This window comes from Chlorogloeopsis sp. ULAP02 (assembly GCF_038404745.2).
GTDB lineage: Bacteria > Cyanobacteriota > Cyanobacteriia > Cyanobacteriales > Nostocaceae > Chlorogloeopsis.
Window position 1 is genome coordinate 42,029 of record NZ_JAYKTT020000080.1, and the last position, 21,193, is coordinate 63,221.

The following is a 21,193-nucleotide window of genomic DNA, read 5'->3' on the forward strand; positions in this document are numbered from 1 at the left end:
TTTTATGGATTAACTTTGGGTTAAAACTGACAATTTATCTTTTAAACCCGCCCGTACAGTAGTTAGTAGGTAGGAGTTAATTTTTACTTGTTAACCCCTGTCCCCTGTCCCCTATCCCCTGTCCCCTATCCCTTGTCCCCTATCCCCTCTTAATGCTCTTGTGCTATTTTCAAGTCAATGACTGCACCGATAAAAGCAGCATGAACAAAGGTTTGAGGAAAGTTTCCCAACATTTGTTTGGTTTTGACATCGGCTTCTTCTGCAAATAAACCGAGATCGTTCGCGTACTCTAAGGCTGCATCTATAATTGCCCGCGCTTGTTGAAAATCTCGACGCATCACCCAGTACTGCGCTACCCAGAATGTTCCCGCCAAAAAAGCTCCTTCTTTTTTAGAGTCAAATTGCTCTAGGTGGCGATGATACAAATAACCATTAGCAAGCTTGCGTTCTAAGACTTTGATTGTGGCTAGCATTTCTGGTGTGTCAGGAGCAGTATAACCCCATACAGGAAAAAGTGCTGCTGAAACGTCCACCACTTCACCTCCAGCAAAAGCTGCATAGGCACCTTCCGAATTTAGACACTCACAGGCAACAAACTGTTTAATTTCCTGTGCTGCCGATCGCCAACGCTTGGCTTGGGCTTCGTTTTCAGCAAGCTCGGCAATATAATTTAAACCGCAAGCAACAATTACCTTACTTGAAGTGTATTGATGTTTTACTTGTTCCTCCCACAAACCGTGATCGGGATCGCTCCAATGTTCTACTAAATAATCGGCTATCTTTTCAATTAAAGACCAGTGTTCACGTGTGTCGAAGCGATTGTAAATGAGTTTAGCTGCTAAAAGTACATTACCGAAAGCATCAAGCTGTAATTGGCTATTGGCAGCATTCCCAATTACAACGGGTTGGCTGCCGCGATAACCAACCCAATCTAGGGTTTTTTCGAGATGAACTGGTTCTCCATCTAGGGTTGTGAATGGTTTTAGTGGCATACTATCTGAGTTACAAGCAAAACCACAGATATAGTCGAGAAAGCGCCGCTCCTCATCACCATTGCTGCCTGCACGAATCAGGGCGCTGACAATCATACCTGCATCACGCAGCCAAACGTAGCGATAATCGTAGTTTCGTTCTCCTCCAACAACTTCCGGCAGGGAGGTAGTAGCCGCCGCAATTATTCCGCCATTGTCTTCAAAGGTGAGCATACGCAATGCTCGCAGGGAATTAGCAATTTCACGCTCATAAGGGCCGTGGTAAATTGCGTATGAGGCGATTTTCTGCCATCGAGCTTGAGTGATTTCGAGCCAAGTCTCTATCTTTTCGATTGTGATAGAGGCGAGTTGTTCATCAGCTAATACAGCCCAACCTGATTCACCCTCCGAAATTTTGAAGTAGATACAATCTTTTTCTAGTATGAGGGGATGGGAAGCATAAAGATAATAGCGCCGATCTATTTGTACCGCTTGACCAAGGTATTGTAGATCTGGCGGATGTTGAGCATAGTCTGGGGCAGGCTGGAGAGTAACTGTGACTTCGTTTGGTACAGGTGAAAATAAACGACAAATTCCTCGTGGCAGTTTTTCTCCTAAGCACATCCAATCAGTAATCTGCCAAGAATTACCATTGGTGGTTGCGAAGGTTGTTTCTAATACAGCACTGTCTTCCAAATAACGGCGACTGGCAAAAGTAGTATCAGGCGATCGCACACTCCAAGCTCCTCCCCGCTCTGGATCAAGCAGCGCAGCCAGCAAAGAAGGGCGATCGAAACGTTCTGGACAATACCAAACGACAGTCCCTTTAGTATCAATCAGTGCAGCTGTACGGCGATCGCCAATAATTGCTAAATCGCGAATATCTGGGTATTTGTCATTGGTCATATTGCTATCAAAAATAGAGTATCGAACCAGCTTGCCCCTGCTAATAAACAGGCGATCGCAGTTGTTTGAGTTATGCTAAAGTCTGAAATTATCAAGATGGCTATTTTGTGACTTAACTTTTCTCTCTTGTCAAAGCATATAAACAGTATTGTTTCTTAACATTTCTTTATAAACCTAGCCCAAGATAGATTCTTGGCTTGTCTGCCAAAAATTTAACCTCATCTGTCCCCTGTTCCCTGTCCCCTATCCCCTATCCCCTATCCCTGTTAACTCAAACGCCGACGTAACCACAAACCTAGTAGTGGCAATGCTAATTGATACCGTTGTTCAGCACCGTAAATCAATCCTTTGTGCTGAAGTCCAAATAATGCACCTTGCAAACTGCCGCCACGGGAGAGGCCATGTTTTTGAATATACTCTCGGCTTTGCGGTTTATCAGTGGGATCGCAAGCCAAGCATTCTAAAAGATGTACTTGATTGCCTGGGAGTAACATCAGTAAAGACTCATAAGTAATAGATAAATCTTTGAGCTGTGCTTCGATTGCCTGCTCTACATCTTGCTCAGTAATTAATTCATGGGGACGGCATAAAGTTTGCAAGCGGCGAATTAATGACATCGCATCGCCAATATGTCCTTGAACAGCATTTAAAAAGAGTTGTAGTGCTTTAGAGCGAGAATCAAATGTTAGTCCTACTGCCTGCAAAATTTCCCTTGCCCACACAGCTAAAACATCTCTGGCTAAGGGAGCTAACTGTACTGTTTCGATTGGATAGTTAGTCTCTTCTGTATGGTGAGTTGTTTCGGCAATAGTTGCTACGAGTACGTAACTGACACGAGTTTGTTTGTGAATTTCTCGCCTTAGGGTGGTTTCCCACAAACTATTGCGATCCCAGGAACGGATGTGGGGAAAACTCTGCAAAATCATCACCACTCGCCGATCTTGAGCATCAGCTAGCATTTGAGGAAGCTGAAGCAAAATTTCAAAAGCTTGCCACAACTGCTTTTGGTTCAGGGAACGCATCAGCAAAAGTTTACTACTGCTTGCTTCCAACTGAAACCGGAAAAACTCTGCTGCACTTTTGGCAACCCAGTCTTGGATTTGTGCTGCATCAAAACTTTGATTAATTGCCTCCGCTAGCAATTGTACAAATCTTTCTCCATCCGTGGCGCGAATGCAGTCTATCTCTAGCACGATCGCTCCCACAGCCGAAGTTGCTCCTCGGACTAAAGTTCGTCGCCCACTTCCGGGTACTCCCACAATCAATAAGTCGCCATCCTGTGCCAGAACTTCCACTATCCGCTGAAATTCTGCTGATCGCCCAATTAATTCTAAAGGGGTAGACAATTCCAAGTTCACGCGTTTTTGCCTTCCGAATTCAAGCTTCCGTCAGGGAGAGCATACTCACTTTCATTGTTGATGGTAACTATTACGAGGGATGATGATAATTATAAGTTTTTTAGTTATTGAAAACACATAGCACTAACTCTGAATACAGCCTCAGCTTTTTTTATACCTTTTTCAACTCGTCAAACTCACCTTATTCTATAAATAAACCTGCATAGAAAGCTCAAATGGCATCGCAACCTGGACAACGAACGATGCTGCTTGCAGAAGACAGCACCAGCGATTTGATGTTGGTGCAGCGGACACTTAGCCGCCTCGATTCACCCGTCGCGCTTTATGTTGTTAGAAATGGGGAAGAAGCGATCGCTTATCTTCAAGGAGAAGGAGAGTATGCCAATCGCCAACGCTATCCCTTTCCTGATTTAGTCATGACTAATATGAAGATGCCGCGCATCACCGGGATGGAATTATTAGCCTGGATTCGGCAACAGCCAGAACTACAACCTTTGCCAGTAGTGGTAATGAGCAGTTCCAACGATCCAGATGAATTTGAGCGAGCAACGGAATTGCACGTAAATTCGTACTTTGTCAAGCCGCTACGGTTAGAAGATTTGGTGGAGACTGTGCGATCGATTGTGGCGCTTTTGCCTTCTTTGGATTCCAGAGCATAATTTTTAAGTAACAAATTCAACGTGTAGCGGTGCATACAATTTAGAGTAGAAAAAAATAACAGGATAATTAGCTGCTTGCCTGTATGAATTTATGGTGCACCCGCGAAGATGGAGACAATTTGTTCGTCGTCCCGTAAGGCTAAAGGACTATGGGATTGCTATTATTGCCAGTGGGCTAGCGCTACTGCTTTCATTGCTGTTTTCGCCCTTTATTGCCAGTGGCACCTTTACGCTGTTTCTGGCATCTGTTGTTTTCAGTTCCTTATATGGGGGACGTGAAGCAGGGTTATTAGCTACTGTAATTGGTGGATTAGCTAGTGCCTTTTTTTTTCTTGCCCCCGTGTTGTCGTTTTCCATCGCCACGCTAGAAGGTAGTTTGCGTCTGGGTTTATTTGTGGGTGTCTCCCTGCTGATCAATGAAATGAACGCGGCACGGCAACAAGCACAGCGAAATCTCCGAACTAGTGAAGCGCGCTTTCGTCGTTTAGCAGACTCCAATATCATTGGTATTATCTACGGCTGGATTAACGGCGCGATTCGGGATGCGAACGATGGCTTTTTGCAGATGGTAGGCTACACGCGGGAAGATTTGCGATCGCGACAACTCAACTGGCACAGAATGACACCCCCCAGCCAGCAAGCGCTAATTGATCGCCGGATTGAGCAATTGCAGCAAAATCATATCAGTTTACCTGCAAAGCAGAACTTAATTCACCGCGATGGCACTCACGTACCCGTATTGATGGGACTTGCCTTGCTGGAAGAAACTGCCGATGAAGTGATTGGGTTTGTGCTCGATTTGACTGCCCTGCGTCGCACCGAGCAAGCATTGCAGGAAAATTACAACCTGCTGCAATCGGTGATTGAAGGTACGAATGATGCTGTTTTTGTCAAAGATAAACAGGGACGTTACCTGCTGATCAACACAACTACTGCCCACATTATCGGTCGATCGCCAGCCGAGATCCTGGGCAAAGACGATACCGAGCTACTTCCAGCAGAAGAAGCGGCGGTGCTGCAAGAAAACGATCGCCGCATTATGACTAGCGGGCGGACAGAAGTGATAGAAGAACAAGTCACTCAAGCTGATCGGGTGCACACCTACCTCTCCACCAAAGATCCCTATCGCGATGTTGAGGGACGAGTAATTGGACTCATTGGAGTGGCACGCGATATTACCGATCGCAAGCAAGCCGAAGTGAATATTGCCCGCGCCAACCAACGGCTGGAAGCTCTACGAGCAATTGATCGGGCCATTTTGCGAGCAGATTCCACAATAGCGATCGCCGATGCAGCTTTAGTACGGCTGGCTCGCTTAATTCCCTATCAGCAGGCGGCAGTTATTTTGTTTAACTTTGCAACCAATGAAGCTCAATTTTTGGCAGGACAAGTCGATGGGCAACAAGCAGGCACGGTGGTTCCAATCGCAGAAATGATGCCGCTTGAGGTATTGCAGCAGCGCGAGCCAATTCAGTATATTGAGGACTTGGGTTCGATGCTGCGTCGCTCACCCATGCTAGAGCAACAGTTTGCCCAAGGAGCGCGGAGTATGCTGCGGGTGGCATTGTTGGTTGAGGGCGAATTGATTGGCGACCTAAATTTATTTGCCAATCAGCCTGCGGCATTTACAGTTGAGCACCAAACCATAGCTCAGGAAGTAGCAAACCAGTTGGCGATCGCCATTCAGCAGGCACGCTTACGAGAGCAACTGCAAGCCTACACCATAGAATTGGAACAGCGAGTTGCTGAACGCACAGCCGCGCTACAGTCTGCTAACCAAAGTTTAGAAGCATTCGGATATTCTGTCTCTCACGATTTGCAGGCTCCCCTCCGTGCCATGGAAGGACTAGCCCAAGCCCTGTTAGAAGACTATGGCGAGCAACTAGATCCCCTGGGACGAGAATATGCCGAGCACATTGTGAATTCAGCACAGCAGATGGCAAGATTAATTACGAACCTGTTGAGCTACTCTCGCCTGAGTCGAACCGAGATGAATCTGCGCCCTTTGCGGTTAGACTCAGTGATTGCAGAAGTCTGCGATGAGCGTTTAGCGTCGGAGCTACAAGAGCGCCAGGCACAGGTGACGGTTGAACGCCCACTTCCCGATGTGATGGGACACTATCCGACACTGGTGCAAGTCTTGACAAATTTGATTACAAATGCAGTTAAGTATATGCCTGCCGATCGCTCACCCCAGGTACGAATTTATGCAGAACCTCGCGGTGAGTGGGTACGACTGTGGGTAGAAGACAACGGCATTGGCATTGATCCGCAGTATCATGAACGCATATTCAATGTATTTGAAAGGCTGCATGGGGAAGAATCCTACCCCGGCACGGGCATTGGCTTGGCGATCGTCCGTAAAGGAGTTGAGCGAATGGGAGGACGAGTAGGTGTGGAATCGGCAGCGGGACAAGGCAGCCGATTTTGGCTAGAGCTACTCGAACATGACCGCACAAAGCAGCAAGATTAAAAAAGCCTGTCGTAAGTAAGATGCAACCGAAAATTCTCTTAGTCTAATGTCAGTTATGAAGCATCATTTTTAAGGTAATTCACTGCACTGTTAAGCTTATGCAAACTTCCCAAGTATCCGATTTTAAGAAACTTTGGCAGGTGCGATTCCTCTTCGGTTGGGAAGATGGCAGGGCAAATCACCTGAAAACTACTACATACTTGCATCATCGGTAACTATAACCTACTTACCTGAGGCAACTCTGTAAGATTAAAAAAAAATGATTCGCATCTTGCTGATTGATGATAGTCCAAACGATCGCCTCCTTGCTAATCGCGAATTACGAAGGGCATTTCCAGATGTGCAAATCAAGGAAATCGTTGATGTTCAACAATTTGGACTAGTACTAGAGGTAGGCAATTTTGATTTGCTCATTACCGATTACCAATTGTTGTGGAGCGATGGGCTGGCGGTGCTGCGAGCGGTTAAGTCCCGTTACCCCGATTGTCTGGCGATTATGTTCACCAACAGTGGCAATGAGGAAATAGCCGTTGAAGGTATGAAGCTAGGGCTGAACGATTATGTGCTCAAAGATAAAAGAATTGAGCGTCTCTCTAGAGCCGTTGCTGAAAGCTTAGAAAAGCAGCAAATCCGACAACAATTGAAAGTAGCAGAAGAACGCTTTCGGCTTGCCCTCAAAGCCGCTCGTATGGTGAGTTGGGACTGGAATGCATCGACAAACGATATCATTTGGTCGGAAGGAGGTGAACAGCTATTCGATCTGCCGCCCGGTGGCTTGGCAGGAACCTATGACGCTTTTCTGGCACTAGTGCATCCAGGCGATCGTGAATTGATTGTTCAAGCTAGCCGTAATGCCCTGAAGACGGGAGCCGATTTTGTGGTGGAGTATCGGGTGTTGCTAGCCGATGGTACAGTTTGCTGGATCGCTTCTAGGGGAAGATTAATTCTGGATAATGCAGCTCAACCGCTGCGGATGATTGGGGTTGCTCTGGATATCACTGATCGCAAACAGTCGGAACTGGCACTACAAGAACACGCCGAAAAGCTAGCAGAAGCCAACCGACTCAAGGATGAGTTTTTAGCAGTAATCTCCCACGAATTGCGCACGCCCTTAAACGCCATTTTAGGCTGGTCTCATATTTTGAAGAATCATGACTTTAATGTTGCCACCCAGAAACGATATTTAGACACAATCGAACGCAATGCCAAACGCCAACAGCAGCTGATAGAAGACTTGCTCGATATGTCTCGCTTGATGCGGGGACAGATGCAATTAAAAATCGCGCCCGTTAATCTTATATCGGTGATTGAAAATGCGATTAATACCGTGTGGCTCTCTGCCGAGGCTAAATCGATTTGCCTAAAGCTAGATCTCGATCGCACGATTGAATTTATTTTGGGCGATGAAAATCGGCTACACCAAATTATCTGGAATCTGCTTTCCAACGCGATTAAGTTCACGCCTCAAGGAGGAAAAATCACTGTTCGCCTAGATCGGGCAGATGAACAGGTACGGATTCAAGTCAGCGACACGGGCAAAGGCATTTCAGCTGACTTCTTGCCCCACATTTTTGAAAGATTTCGTCAGGCAGATGCCAGTAAAACTCGGTCTTATACAGGATTAGGACTGGGATTGGCAATTGTGCGGCAATTGGTGGAACTGCACGGCGGACAGATTCAAGCCGATAGCCCCGGCGAAGGACAAGGCACGACTTTTACAGTGCTCTTGCCATCGTTCAAAGAGAATGGTAGTACCCAAACAGAAGGCTTACCCCTCTTTTCTGCCTCCTTGGCGCTGAGTTCATTAACCGGAATGAAAATCTTGGTAGTAGATGACGATATCGATTCCCGTGAACTGGTAGCTATCATCTTTGAGCAGTATGAGGCAGTGGTGATGACGGTTGCATCCGCCCGTGAAGCCTTAGATGTATTTAAGCAGTTTCAACCCGATTTACTGATCGCCGATATTGGAATGCCAACAGAAGACGGTTACTCCCTCATGCGTAAAATTCGTACCCTGCCGCCTCAAAAGGGAGGAGAGATTCCGGCGATCGCCCTTACTGCCTACGCTAGATTAGAAGATCGCACTGATGCGTTTGCCGCTGGATTTCAGCGCCATCTTACTAAGCCAATCGATCCAGAGCAATTAGTCGCAATCGCGATCAAACTTTGGCAAGGTGTTAAAGTTGAATAACCTTCGCAAGGGTTAAAAAGAGTTTAGTGGCGTGACCGATTCACTCTATTGTCAAACAAATCGACCACAGATGAACAAATAAATTATCTAGTCAGGCAAAGGAACAGAGTTTGCGATCGCTATCCCGTTGAAATAATCGTGCTAAGTTTTTCCACCTTTACGTCGATGTAGATATCGTTACGGATTCTGATTTGATAATATCTTCAATATTATTAGCTACTGTATTGCAAATTTCATCGATTGGTAAATCATTTGCACTGTTACTAAAGGGATTTTCTATTTGATTACCAATTTCTTCAATACCCAATAAAATAAAACTAATCAAAGTCACAATAGGAATAGTCCACCAGCTGACATCGTGGACAAGTTGAAATGGTAAGACAAAGCAGTATATCAGTAATAATCGCTTCAGATAAATTCCATAAGCTAATGGTATGGGAGTTTTCTGAATGCGATCGCAACCGATAAATGCTTCCACCATCGCGTCTAAAGCTTGATTCATAGAAACCAATTCATAAATACTTAGGCAATTGCGAACTTGCTGTTGCTTGAGATAAGCACCAATCCAAAAAGAAATTTTTAAGGGAATGTTTTTCACCTCTTGAAGTTGTAAATATTGCGATTGATTTAAAAAAGCCTCTAGTTCTTGTATATCAAACTGTTCTCTTAGATGTAATTTAGTAGCAACTGCAAAAGCACCTAAAAGCCGTAATGCCACAATTTTATTTTCTTGCTCTACCTTTTCTGTTTCGGCAATAGCTAGTTTTATTTTACGTCCTAAATTTAGGCTATTAATAACAATACTTCCCCACATTTTTCGTCCTTCCCAATACCTATCATATGCAGTATTTGTCCGAAATACTAACAGCAAACCCAAGACTAAATTGTATGCTACGTTAGTAGTAATAGAACTAAAAATTTGCTCTGATAAATTAAAACCGTAATAGTGAGTTAGAGATATACAAAAAGCAAATCCGCTACACAAAAAGATACGGGTTAAAACAGCAGGTAGTACTGATCCTTGCAGTTGTAAAGCAAGTTGTAACCAATTATGTTTATCAAATTTCATAGAAAATCAAGATGATAAAAAACACCAGTTAACTGGTGTTTTTCTAACATTTACCACAATTAACTGAATGAGGATTGGTTAGATGAAATTCTTATGAGTAAAAGATTTGGCATCTGCACCCGTGTAATTAGCCACAATATGTCCAGCGCCAGTCACCTGATACTTATATGTTACTAAACCTTCTAAACCAACAGGCCCGCGAGGAGGCATTTGTTGAGTACTAATTCCAACTTCGGCACCAAAGCCATAGCGGAAACCGTCAGCAAAGCGAGTAGAGCAGTTGTGATAAACTCCTGCTGCATTCACCAACGCTAAAAAAGTTTCGGCTGCTTCCCCATCTTCAGTAACGATCGCATCGGTATGCTTAGAACCGTAATCATTAATATGGGCGATCGCTTCCTCTAAAGAATCGACAATTTTAATTGACAAAATTAAATCACTGTATTCAGTTTCCCAATCTTCGTCTGTTGCTACTGGAATATTATTTAAAATCTTGCGTGTACGTTCGTCTCCTTTTAATTCTACATTCTGTACTTGTAAAGACTCAGCAATTTTTGGCAGAATTTTTGGAGCAATATCGGCATGAATTAATAAAGTTTCAATAGCATTACAAGCAGCAGGATATTGAATTTTTGCATCGACAGTAATGGCAATTGCTTTATCAATATCGGCAGCTTTGTCTATGTAGAGATGACAAATACCATCTGCGTGTCCGAGAACCGGAATGCGAGTATTTTCTTGCACAAATCTGACAAAAGAATTAGAACCTCTAGGAATAATTAAATCGACATATTTATCTAATTTCAAAAGTTCTAGAATTTCTTCCCTTGTGGTTAGTAATTGTACTGCATCAGGATTAACCGCTGTTTGAGATAATCCTTGCTTAATTGCCTTAACTATCGCTTCGCAAGAGCGAATCGCTTCTTTGCCACCTTTGAGGATAACACCGTTGCCTGACTTGATAGCCAAAGAAACAATTTGAATCGCTGCTTCCGGGCGTGCTTCAAAAATAATCCCCAACACTCCCAACGGACAAGTGATGCGCTTGAGAATTAAGCCTGTATCCAACTCGCGGTGAATTTGCACTGCACCAACTGGATCGGGAAGTTTACCAACATCTCTCACTCCAGCGATCGCATCTCTTAACTTATGTTCATCCAACTGCAAACGCTTATAAAGTGGTTTGGCAATTCCTTCTTTTGCCGCCATCTGGCAATCAGCAACATTCGCTTGCAAAATTTCCTCTTGTGCAGATTCTAAAGCTTGGGCGATCGCTTCAATAGCTTGATTTTTTGCCTCAGTTGAGAGAACTGCTAGCTTCAGTGCCGCCTGGCGAGTTTTTTTCGCTATTGCAATTAAATTCGATGAATTATCTCCAGAAATAGTCATGCCCGAAAAAACCTGAATCTTTGCCCTTCTCTAATCCTATCAAGATGAAGGTAGAAGACAGCTATGCAACATCCTAAATTTGTCAAGACTTGTCGCAGATATGCTTCTAAAGAGCTTCGCACAAAACTAAATGTCCCCACTGTCCATAAACAAATTAATACAGAAAGCAAAGGTACAAGGAGTTTTGCCGCAACAGGAAGCCTTGAATACGCCGATTACTAGCCTGCTTTCACCAAAACCGTATTACCTTCCAACTTTGCTGTGTAAGTCGGTAAAGGTTTGTCTGCCGGGCCATTCACAACTTTGCCATCACTGTTAAACTTAGAACCATGACAAGGACAAACAAAAGAGCTTTGGTCTTTGTTCCATGACCAGTGCAACCCCTGTGAGTGCAGGTAGGGTTTAGAGCAGCCAATTTACTGGTGTCTTTTGGATCGCGGATTACCAATACCTTACCAGCAGCTACTTGTTCATTGAGGATTTGACCGTTTTTGTCTAACTCTGCTACTGTGCCAACTTCTTGAAAACCATCAGCACGGACAGGAGTTGTAGATTGCTGGGAATTAGTTTGTGAGCATGCAGCAATAACTACAGGTAGAAAACTGACTAAACTCCCCACACCTACCCAACTGATAAATTCACGACGATCCATAAGCTGCTTTTAAGTGGATTTTACTTTTGGCGCAGTTTCAAGTTTTTGTGGGGAGTTGTCCCCTTATTCTGTATCACTTTAACATGATTATCCCAGTAAATTCCCTCAGTTTAATTTGTAATAGTTCAAAATTGGTCAGATTCTCGACTTCTACCCTTTGGGAAGCCACCCTCCAGGTTTCTATAAGAAGTCGGGGATCTACTTGCAGCGATCGCTAGTTTAGGGTGTGCTAAATTTATTTATTCTTTCTACTTAAAAATACATAAATATAAACATTTTCTGATGAGAGTAAATAATGGTGTGTGAAAGCCTTAAAGTCCAAAGAGATTTTAGAGCTTACTTATGATTTCTAAAATAGTAAGTATTTTTTTATACTTCGGTGTTTACCCGAAATTACGATGACGAAACTTGTATGTATTGAGTATTGATGGATCAAATACTACTCCTTTGCTAAGGAGATTTTATGTCATTGCAATCTGGATTAGAAGCCTTCAAAAAAGGAAATTATCAACAAGCCGTTGAATTGTTGGAGCAGTTCTGCCGCAATAGTGGCGATCGCAATTCCCCAGACTATCTTTCAGCACAGATGTGGCTAATCAAAGCCTATCAAGGCACCGGCGAAACCGAAAAAGCCAAAATTCTGTGTCAAAAGTTAATGATGAGCGAAAACCCAGAGGTTCGCAGTTGGGCAGAGCAAGCCAACCAATCCTTTCGCAATCCTCCCGCAACCCAATCTAGTGCGATCCAAAAAGCTAGTCGTGCAGCCACTACTGGTGTGAAATTAGCAATGGGGGGTGTAGGTGGAAGTTTGGCATTAGCTTCTGGTGTCACCATGTCCTTGCTGTTTGGCATGGTGTTAGTTTTAGGTTTAAGCTTAGTATTTATTTTTGGTAGTCAAGATCCACTCAGTGGGTTAGCGATCGCCATTAGTATCACCCTCATTTTCAATGTCGCAGCTTTTTTTGTGTCTCCATTTCTGATGGACTTAACCCAAAGCTGGCTTTACCAAACTCGCTGGGTAGATTTGACAGAAGTTGAAAATCTAAGTCCAGAGACAGCTAAAGTTATTCGTCAAGTTTGTCAGCAAAAAAATTTAAAATCACTCCGTTTGGGAATTATTAACGACCAAAACCCCACAGCTTTCACTTATGGCTCATTACCAAATAGTGCTCGGTTGGTAGTCAGTCAGGGACTTTTCACTTATTTAGATGATGATGAAATTGCTACCGTCTACGCCCATGAATTAGGGCATATCGTCCATTGGGATTTTGCAGTTATGACAGTAGCTGCCACCTTAGTACAAATTTGCTACTTAGTTTACAGCACAGCCAGAAGGTTAGGGCGTGGCGGTGGGGACAACAAAATCAAAGATGCAATGCAAACTGCTGCCTTAGTAGCTTACATTTTTTATATCGTTGGTACTTACTTGGTGTTGTATCTCTCCCGCACTAGAGAATACTTTGCCGATCACTTTGCCGCAGAAACTACAGGCAATCCCAATGGATTATCCCGCGCTCTAGTGAAGATTGCCTACGGAATTTTAGAAGAAGGTTCACGCGCACAAGAACCCAGTCGTTTGATTGAAGGTACTCGCGCTTTGGGTATCTACGATCCAAAAGCCGCTGCTTCTACAGGAACCGCTTACCGCATCGCCTCTGATACACAAAAAATTGGTCGCGTCTTTTTGTGGGATATGTTTAACCCGTGGGGCTGGTGGATGGAATTAAATTCTACTCATCCCCTAACTGGTAAACGCGTCCGCGCCCTCAGCACCTATGCCGAACAGCTGGGTTTACCGAGTGAGTTTGATCTGGGACGAGTGATTGGCGAAGGCAAAAATCTGAATAAGAGTAAGCTTTATGGTAATTTCTTTTTAGATGTTGTGCTATATGGTGCCGAAACGATTGGTTTCTTCGCTGGTTTATTAATGGGTACGATTTTGTGGTCGAGTTCTCAAAACCCTGGTTTCATGCTCGGCGCACCACTAATTGGCGTAGGTTTAGGAATTCTCATTAAAGCCTTAGTGATGTTTCCCAACTACAAGCAAGCACCAGCAACTGACATTCTCACTCTGATGTCAGATCCTTATGCTAGTCCGTTGCGCGGACAACCTGCTAAATTGGAAGGTCAACTTATTGGTCGTGGTGATGCAGGTTACAAATTTGGTTCCGATCTCAAAATCCAAGATCGCAGTGGAATGCTTTATCTGCATTACGCCTCACGCTTTGGCCCTTTAGGCAATTTTCTGTTTGGTATGAAACGAGTGCAAAGTCTTATTGGTGAACAGGTTGGGGCTGTAGGTTGGTTCCGGCGAGGCGTTGCCCCTTGGATGGATTTGATCCAACTCCAAAGTCAAAATGGCACTATTGTCAACAGCTATCATCGCTTCTGGTCATTGATCCTGGGTGGTGGATTAATTACCCTGGGACTTTTCATGACTATGTTTTTAAGCAGATAGCTACTAGAGTATTTCAGATTTAATGTCTAAGGAGGTGGTTGATAACTGCCTCCATTTTTATTAGGACAAAAGTGTTGATGAGATTCTATTAAAAACTTATGTAAATCGATTTTAAAATTATATGAAAAAATCAACAAATAGCTGTATTGGAAGAAACATAATTATATAGATTTAAGCGAATCTTTTATAGCTTAAGGAGGGCCTGATGGTTACAGCAAGTAGACCAGAACAACAGGTAAAAATCGGTCCCACAAAGCTGCTGATTAATAATGAATGGGTGGAAAGTGTCAGCAGTAAAAGGTTTGAGACTATTAACCCTGCAACAGGCGAAGTAATTTGCGACGTATCCGAAGCAGATGCTCCAGATGTGGATAAAGCAGTCGCAGCGGCTCGTCAAGCTTTCAATCGTGGTGAATGGCGTCAGATGTCGGCTAGTCGTCGAGGTGAGTTACTTTACAAACTGGCGGATCTAATTGAGCAGAATCTAGATGAATTAGCGCGGCTGGAAACTCTAGACAACGGTAAACCACTGCATGATTCCCGTGGAGACATTGGGCTAGTTATTGCTTGCTATCGCTACTATGCAGGTTGGGCTGACAAGGTACAAGGTAAGACGATTCCTATTAATGGCCCATACTTCTGCTATACGCGCCATGAGCCAGTCGGTGTTGTCGGTCAAATTATCCCTTGGAACTTCCCGCTACTGATGCAAGCCTGGAAATTGGCACCAGCACTGGCAACAGGTAATACAGTAGTGATGAAAACAGCCGAACAGACGCCACTATCAGCACTGCGGATTGGCGAGTTGATGATTGAGGCTGGATTTCCTCCTGGTGTAGTCAACATTCTTTCCGGTTACGGGCCGACTGCTGGAGCTGCGATCGCTCACCACATGGATATTGACAAAGTAGCGTTTACCGGCTCTACCGAGGTTGGGCATTTGATTATGGAAGCTGCCGCTAAGAGTAACCTCAAGCGCGTGACTCTCGAACTCGGTGGCAAGAGTCCCAACATTGTCTTTGCTGATGCCGATCTGGACAAAGCCATTGAAGGTGCTCATGATGCTCTATTCTTCAACCAAGGACAGTGCTGTGTTGCTGGTTCACGGCTGTTCGTCGAAGAAAAATGCTATGACGAGTTCGTTGCCAAGAGTGTAGAACGTGCCAAAAATCGCGTTGTCGGCGATCCTTTCGATCCTAAAACCGAACAAGGGCCGCAGGTGGATAAAGATCAGTTCGACAAGGTGATGGGCTACATCGAGGTAGGAATGCGCGAAGGTGCGCAAATGTTATGTGGTGGCAACCGAGTTGGCGATAAAGGTTTCTTTATTGAACCAACTGTATTTACTGATGTTCGCGACGAGATGAAGATTGCCCAAGAAGAAATCTTCGGCCCTGTGATGAGTATCATTAAGTTTAAAGACGTTGATGAGGTGATTCAACGGGCAAATACTACCATGTATGGTCTTGCCGCAGGTGTATGGACGAAGGATATTACCAAGGCACACGCGATCGCTAACAATGTCCGCGCCGGTACTGTCTGGGTAAACTGCTTTGATGTATTTGATGCTGCTGCACCCTTCGGTGGATTCAAGCAATCAGGAATAGGCCGTGAATTGGGCGAGTATGGCTTGCAGCAATATACAGAAGTTAAGACTGTCACAATTAAATTGTGAGTTGGTTAGTAGGGGAGGCAGCGCGTTGCGGAGCCAGTGCGGTGGTGAGCCAGCGCTCTTGGTAGGGTTTCCCTCCGCAGGCGACTGGCGTAGACGCCGAAGGCGGCTTCTGTAAGTAAGGGTTCCCCGGCATAAAGGAGCCAGTGCGCCCTTGCGGGTTTCCCGCGTTGTAGCACCTGGCGTCAACTGGCGTCGGGTTCCCCCGGTTGTAGCGACTGCCGTGCGGGTTTTGCCGATAATTTTGACGTTCAAACCGAGAATTTATCTTCTAAACCCGCCCGTACAGTAGGGTGCGTTACGGCGTTAAGCCTAACGTACCGCTTAAATATATAAAAGGTTCGTTACTACCCAGGCTTGTGTGCTGCGAGAATCAAAAATAGCGGAATACGCTTTCGCCGCTCGTAAGTTTGCACGTCGTGAAAGTACTCGCGTTGCGGATGCGCCTCACGCAGATCTGCAATCATAAATCCAGCTTCTTGGAGGAGATGAAAATAGTCTTCGACCGTGCGGTGATATTTTTGCACCGTGCCACCAAGCCAATTGGTAACTCGCAGTCCGGTTGTGAAATAGTCATCGACGATCCAATCTTGGCGGGGCGTGCCAGATTTCCAACCGCGATCGCACGATGTAATCACGGGATGCTCAACCGAAAACACAAACCGTCCCGACGGGACGAGTGCATCAAAGACTTTGGTAAAAATTGGCACAAGGTCGGCGACATAATGTAGGGAGAGTCGTGCGATCGCCAAATCAAACGCTGCGTGCGGATATGTCCAATCCTCAATCGTCTGCTGAATGATTTGCTCGGAAGTGTCAGCAAGCGTTTGACGGGCAATTGCGGCCATTTTGTGTGAGCCTTCGACGCCAACATAGCTCGCCGCGCCCTGTTGGAGGAATTCGCGCCCAATTGCTGCATCACCACACCCAAGATCAAGGATACGTTTGTCAGTAATGAGTCCAATAAGATCCATCAGTACTGGCTTTTCAAGCGTTTCATTGGGTGTATCTGAGCGTTGACGATGTTGCATATAGGTTGCAAAAACCGCTTCATCGTCATAAAAATTTGGGCCTGCCTTCTCCATGTGAATCGCTACTTTATCACTCAACTTTTTGCAACTGCGCCACTAGAGGATCGATAATTTTTTGCCCCAAACTATCAAATTTAATTGCCAAAGAGATTTTTCTTCCTGAGCCAAATATGTGCGTTACTTCACCTTCGCCAAATTTTTTGTGAACAACCCGATCGCCTACTTGCCAATTTTCTCCAAAGCTTTGCTTGCCAACGGTGGTACGCTGCGAGGTACTTTTCCCAACACCTTTGGTATAAGCAATGGAACTTGAGCGATGAGTAGCTAACAATTCTTCGGGTAACTCATCTAGAAATTGCGATCGCATGGCGGGTTCACGATTTCCATACAGGCGGCGTTCGCGAGCATGGGAAATAAATAATCTTTCTTGAGCGCGAGTAATACCTACATAACACAAGCGGCGTTCTTCTTCTAAGGCGCTTGGATCATTCATAGAACGGTAGTTGGGAAATAGTCCTTGTTCTAACCCCACCAAAAACACCACAGGAAATTCCAGCCCTTTAGAAGCGTGTAAAGTCATTAATGAAACGGCTGTTTGTCCTTCTTTTAAGTTATCCAAGTCGGAACTGAGTGCGGTACTAGCAAGGAAGGCTTGCAGGGTAACTTCTTCGTTTTCTTCTTGAAATTGCAGTACCGCGTTAAACAATTCCTGGACGTTTTGCACTCTGTCTTCGGCTTCATCTGTTCCCTGATTGAGTAAATCTTGCACGTAACCAGAGTCTTCTAGCACTCCTTGGAGAAGTTCGGAAACTGGCAGTGTTTCTACTTGTTCTTGCCAGCGGCTCATCATCTGAGCAAAGTTATTCACAGACTTAGCAGAGCGCCCAGCTAATGTATTAACTGATGTCTCATCACTTAATATTTCCCACAAAGTTGTACCTAATTGTTGAGCAGCGCCGACTAGATTGTCGATTGTAGCTTTACCAATACCGCGACGAGGAGTATTGATAACTCGCAATAAACTGACTGTATCGGCTGGGTTAGCTAGAGCTCTTAAATAAGCTAGTACATCTTTAATTTCTTTGCGATCATAAAACTTCAAGCCTCCCACAACTGTGTAGGGAATTCCTAAGCGTACCAAAATATCTTCAAACGGACGAGATTGGGCGTTGGTGCGATAAAGGATGGCAAAACTACCCCAATCCAATTCTGGATTTTGCCGTTCTAAAGTGCGAATTTGATTAATCACAAATTCGGCTTCCGCCATTTCATCATCTGCTTTGTGAGAAAAAATTTGCTCGCCTGCGCCACGTGTTGCTTTGAGAATTTTATCTATTCGTTGGGTATTATTTTCTATTAGTTGGTTAGCTGCTTGCAAAATATTTTCGCAGGAGCGATAATTTTCTTCTAATTTCACCATCGTCCGGGTGTCTTCATCTGGCAAACCATCCCCAAAGTCTTGCTGAAAGTCAAGCAAGATGGTAAAGTCAGCCATTCTAAATGAGTATATTGATTGGTCAGCATCACCGACAACAAAAACTGAGCGATCGCGCCATTCCCAATTACTTCTTTTAGTTTCACCATGTGTTACCAACAGGCTAATCAAGTCGTACTGAGTGCGGTTAGTGTCTTGATATTCATCTACTAAAATGTGGCGAAACTTGTTATGCCAGTAACCCAATACCTGCTCATTTTGCTGAAATAATCTCACAGGCATGAGAATCAAATCATCAAAATCAAGGGCATTATTTTCTGCTAGTCTATCTTGATAGTAACTATAAACTTCTGAGATTACCCGTCCGCGATAGTTTGGTTGCTCTTTGGCAAATTCTTGTGGTGATAAACCTTGGTTTTTGGCGTTACTAATTGTGTAGCGTACAGAACGGGGTTCAAATTTTTTTTCGTCTAGATTTAGTTGTTTTGTGACAATTTCTTTGACAAGAGATTGAGCGTCTGATTCATCAAATATTGAAAAGTTACGATTCCACCTGCGCCCTTTTTCGTCTTGGTATTTTTCAATATCGAAGCGGAGAATCCGAGAAAATAAGCTGTGGAAAGTACCGCACCACAAGTCTTTAATATAAGTACGCCAAACTCGCGACTTGAGTTGGACTTGATCGTATTCTGGCAATAACTCAAAACGCTCACCAAATTCTGCGATCGCTAACCGTTCGGCAAACAACTTTTGAATCCGTTCTTTCATCTCCCGTGCGGCTTTGTTGGTAAAGGTAACCGCCAGGATATTTTCAGGATCGACACGATGTTCCAAAATCAGGTTAGCAATGCGATAAGTCAGTGCTCGTGTTTTGCCGGAACCTGCACCAGCAACAACTAATAAAGGGCCGCAAAAATGCTCAACGGCGCGGCGTTGACTGGGGTTGAGGTGACTAAGAAAGTCAATGGTTGCTGTCATGGATTCAAGGTTTACGTAAGACTAAGGCACCAGCCGCATATATCGCTTGGCGTTTAACTATTAAAGCAGCTATTGCTTAGGCTACACTATCCTAACGAAACTAGCTCAAGAAAGATTTTATGGATTTGTGAACAGATTGCAACGGTAATCTCTACACCAACAAGACAATAGATTTTTTGATTTTCGCTATACTACTAAATGTAAATATTGTAATACGTATTTTACGATTTCCTTAAAATTTTTGAGGCTGGCAGCCGAGTACATGAGAAAATAAATTCTACAAAATTTGGTTGCGGTGCATCAATCAACCGCTTTTAACTGTGTTGTTTTTGTTTTTGGAAGCAATACATAATATTTATGAACAAGTAATCAGAGAATAGTACTCAAGAGTCAGAAGATTTAGAAATGGATTCTGTAAGTAATTGGCGATCGCTTATTTTCAAACTTATTTAATCTCTTAAGTAAGAATTTGAAATGAACGATTAGCAAAGCGATAATTTAGACTCTAAATGCTCATAATTTTTCGCTCTTATATAAACCTTTTTATATAGTTACAATATCCTATGCATGGGGGACTTGACAGTGGAATTTGTTAACAACTTTTTCTTTTTAGGTAATTTTATTCCTCATGGACATTGTTATCTTTGGAAGCCGGAGTTAGTGGGACTACATATTTTATCAGATGCGATTATCACACTTTCCTACTACTCAATTCCCTTGACACTATTATATTTTGTCCGCAAAAGAGAAGATATACCATTTAAGAGTATTTTTCTTTTATTTGGAGCTTTTATTATTTCTTGTGGTACAACTCACATTATGGAAGTGTGGACACTTTGGCATCCTGATTATTGGTTGTCAGGTGCGATTAAGGCTTTCACAGCTATGATTTCTTTTTACACAGCTTTAACACTGATACCTTTAGTTCCCCAAGCACTTGCACTTCCTAGCCCTGAACAGTTAGAAGTAGCTAATCAAGCTCTACAAGAGGAAATTACAGAACGCAGGCGAGTAGAGCATGAGTTACGACAATACAAAGAACATCTGGAAGAACTGGTAAATCAGCGCACTGCCGAACTGGAAAAAACAAATGATAAACTCCAGCAAGAGATAATTCAACATCAGCAATCTCAACTCAAAATGGGGCAGCTACTGATAGAACTTAAAAGTGCAAATAAAGAATTAAATGATTTTGCATATGTAGTTTCCCATGATTTGAAAGCGCCATTACGAGGTATTAATTCTTTGTCAGAATGGCTATTAGCCGATTATACCGATAAATTAGATGCTGAGGGAAAAGAATTAATTAATTTGCTGATCCATAGAGTGCAAAAGCTACACAATTTAATTGAAGCAATTTTACAATATTCTAGAGTTGGGCGCATCAAAGAAACGATTCAAAAAGTAAATTTAAATGAGATAGTTAAAGAAGTTATCGAGCTTTTTCAACCTCTAGAAAATATTCAAATAGAAATAGCTAATCAATTACCTGTTGCCTATTTTGAGAAAACTCGCATAGAACAAGTTTTCCAAAATTTATTAAGTAATGCCATTAAATTTATGGATAAACCTCAAGGTAAAATAGTGATTGCTTGCATTGAAGAGAATAATGATTGGCAAATAAGTGTTACCGATAATGGCCCTGGAATTGAACAACAACATTTTGTCCGAATATTTCAAATGTTTCAAAAATTATCTGACAGTAAAGATTCAGATAGTACTGGAATTGGACTCGCTTTAGTGAAGAAGATTGTCGAGATGTATGGTGGTAAAGTGTGGGTAGAATCAGAGGTAGGACAAGGTAGTACATTCTTTTTTACTTTAAAGAAAGAGCTACCAAATAAAGTGGTGTAAAGGGAGAAAAAGCCAGAGGACAGAGGGCAGAAGGAACCTTTTTGTATTATGCCCGGAAAAATCTGTGAGGGCAGGTTTTACGGATAATATCTTT

The 21,193-nt window shown here is 43.5% G+C and carries 14 protein-coding genes and 1 pseudogene; 7 read left to right on the forward strand and 8 right to left on the reverse strand.

The window, feature by feature from the left end:
* Window positions 1–149: 149 nt before the first annotated feature.
* Both U2718_RS28655 and U2718_RS28660 read right to left on the reverse strand, forming a co-directional pair.
* The gene (locus tag U2718_RS28655; RefSeq protein ID WP_341993666.1) at window positions 150–1,877 is read right to left on the reverse strand and encodes a glycoside hydrolase family 15 protein; all 1,728 of its coding nucleotides are present in this window, start codon (window positions 1,875–1,877) and stop codon (window positions 150–152) included.
* A gap of 266 nt (window positions 1,878–2,143) precedes the next feature.
* Entirely contained in the window at window positions 2,144–3,235 is a 1,092-nt protein-coding gene (locus tag U2718_RS28660) for an ATP-binding protein (RefSeq protein ID WP_341993665.1), read from the reverse strand.
* A 215-nt stretch (window positions 3,236–3,450) separates the two neighbouring features.
* Between U2718_RS28660 and U2718_RS28665 the strand changes: the two genes are divergently transcribed.
* The 3 genes from U2718_RS28665 (at window position 3,451) to U2718_RS28675 (ending at window position 8,561) form a co-directional block, all read left to right on the forward strand.
* Complete coding sequence (locus tag U2718_RS28665) at window positions 3,451–3,894, forward strand: response regulator (RefSeq protein WP_341993664.1); 444 nt, start codon at window positions 3,451–3,453, stop codon at window positions 3,892–3,894.
* Window positions 3,895–3,985: 91 nt separating this feature from the next.
* Window positions 3,986–6,367, forward strand: a complete 2,382-nt coding sequence (locus U2718_RS28670; RefSeq protein WP_341993663.1) for a PAS domain S-box protein — start codon at window positions 3,986–3,988, stop codon at window positions 6,365–6,367.
* A gap of 259 nt (window positions 6,368–6,626) precedes the next feature.
* Window positions 6,627–8,561, forward strand: a complete 1,935-nt coding sequence (locus U2718_RS28675; protein WP_341993662.1) for a response regulator — start codon at window positions 6,627–6,629, stop codon at window positions 8,559–8,561.
* 157 nt (window positions 8,562–8,718) lie between these two features.
* Here the strand turns inward: U2718_RS28675 and U2718_RS28680 are convergent, their stop codons facing one another.
* Both U2718_RS28680 and U2718_RS28685 read right to left on the reverse strand, forming a co-directional pair.
* Entirely contained in the window at window positions 8,719–9,630 is a 912-nt protein-coding gene (locus U2718_RS28680) for a bestrophin family protein (RefSeq protein WP_341993661.1), read from the reverse strand.
* Window positions 9,631–9,708: 78 nt separating this feature from the next.
* On the reverse strand, window positions 9,709–11,019 hold the full coding sequence (locus U2718_RS28685) for a glutamate-5-semialdehyde dehydrogenase (RefSeq protein ID WP_341993660.1): 1,311 nt from the start codon (window positions 11,017–11,019) through the stop codon (window positions 9,709–9,711).
* Window positions 11,020–11,082: 63 nt separating this feature from the next.
* Between U2718_RS28685 and U2718_RS28690 the strand changes: the two genes are divergently transcribed.
* Window positions 11,083–11,241 (forward strand): hypothetical protein, encoded by a 159-nt coding sequence (locus tag U2718_RS28690; RefSeq protein WP_341993658.1) that lies wholly within the window; start codon window positions 11,083–11,085, stop codon window positions 11,239–11,241.
* On the opposite strand, the pseudogene U2718_RS28695 reads toward U2718_RS28690, so the two are convergent.
* A pseudogene (locus U2718_RS28695) lies at window positions 11,238–11,671 on the reverse strand (ubiquinol-cytochrome c reductase iron-sulfur subunit). The gene U2718_RS28690 and the pseudogene U2718_RS28695 overlap by 4 nt on opposite strands.
* A 463-nt stretch (window positions 11,672–12,134) precedes the next feature.
* Here U2718_RS28695 and U2718_RS28700 point away from each other — a divergent pair.
* Window positions 12,135–14,129, forward strand: a complete 1,995-nt coding sequence (locus U2718_RS28700) for a zinc metalloprotease HtpX (protein ID WP_341993657.1) — start codon at window positions 12,135–12,137, stop codon at window positions 14,127–14,129.
* A gap of 205 nt (window positions 14,130–14,334) precedes the next feature.
* Window positions 14,335–15,804, forward strand: coding sequence for an aldehyde dehydrogenase family protein (locus tag U2718_RS28705; protein WP_341993655.1), 1,470 nt, complete (start codon window positions 14,335–14,337; stop codon window positions 15,802–15,804).
* Between the two features lie 5 nt (window positions 15,805–15,809).
* On the opposite strand, the gene U2718_RS28710 is transcribed toward U2718_RS28705, so the two are convergent.
* From U2718_RS28710 to pcrA, 3 genes are all read right to left on the reverse strand, one after another.
* A complete protein-coding gene (locus U2718_RS28710) occupies window positions 15,810–15,980 on the reverse strand; it encodes a hypothetical protein (protein ID WP_341993654.1) in 171 nt (56 codons plus the stop codon).
* A 168-nt stretch (window positions 15,981–16,148) separates the two neighbouring features.
* The gene (locus U2718_RS28715) at window positions 16,149–16,910 is read right to left on the reverse strand and encodes a class I SAM-dependent methyltransferase (protein WP_341993653.1); all 762 of its coding nucleotides are present in this window, start codon (window positions 16,908–16,910) and stop codon (window positions 16,149–16,151) included.
* Window positions 16,903–19,245 carry a DNA helicase PcrA gene (pcrA, locus tag U2718_RS28720; RefSeq protein ID WP_341993652.1) on the reverse strand — a complete coding sequence of 781 codons (2,343 nt, stop codon included), beginning with the start codon at window positions 19,243–19,245 and terminating at the stop codon, window positions 16,903–16,905. The genes U2718_RS28715 and pcrA overlap by 8 nt, the downstream gene beginning before the upstream one ends.
* Before the next feature lie 567 nt (window positions 19,246–19,812).
* Between pcrA and U2718_RS28725 the strand changes: the two genes are divergently transcribed.
* A complete protein-coding gene (locus tag U2718_RS28725) occupies window positions 19,813–21,099 on the forward strand; it encodes a sensor histidine kinase (protein WP_341993651.1) in 1,287 nt (428 codons plus the stop codon).
* The last annotated feature ends 94 nt before the right edge of the window (window positions 21,100–21,193 follow it).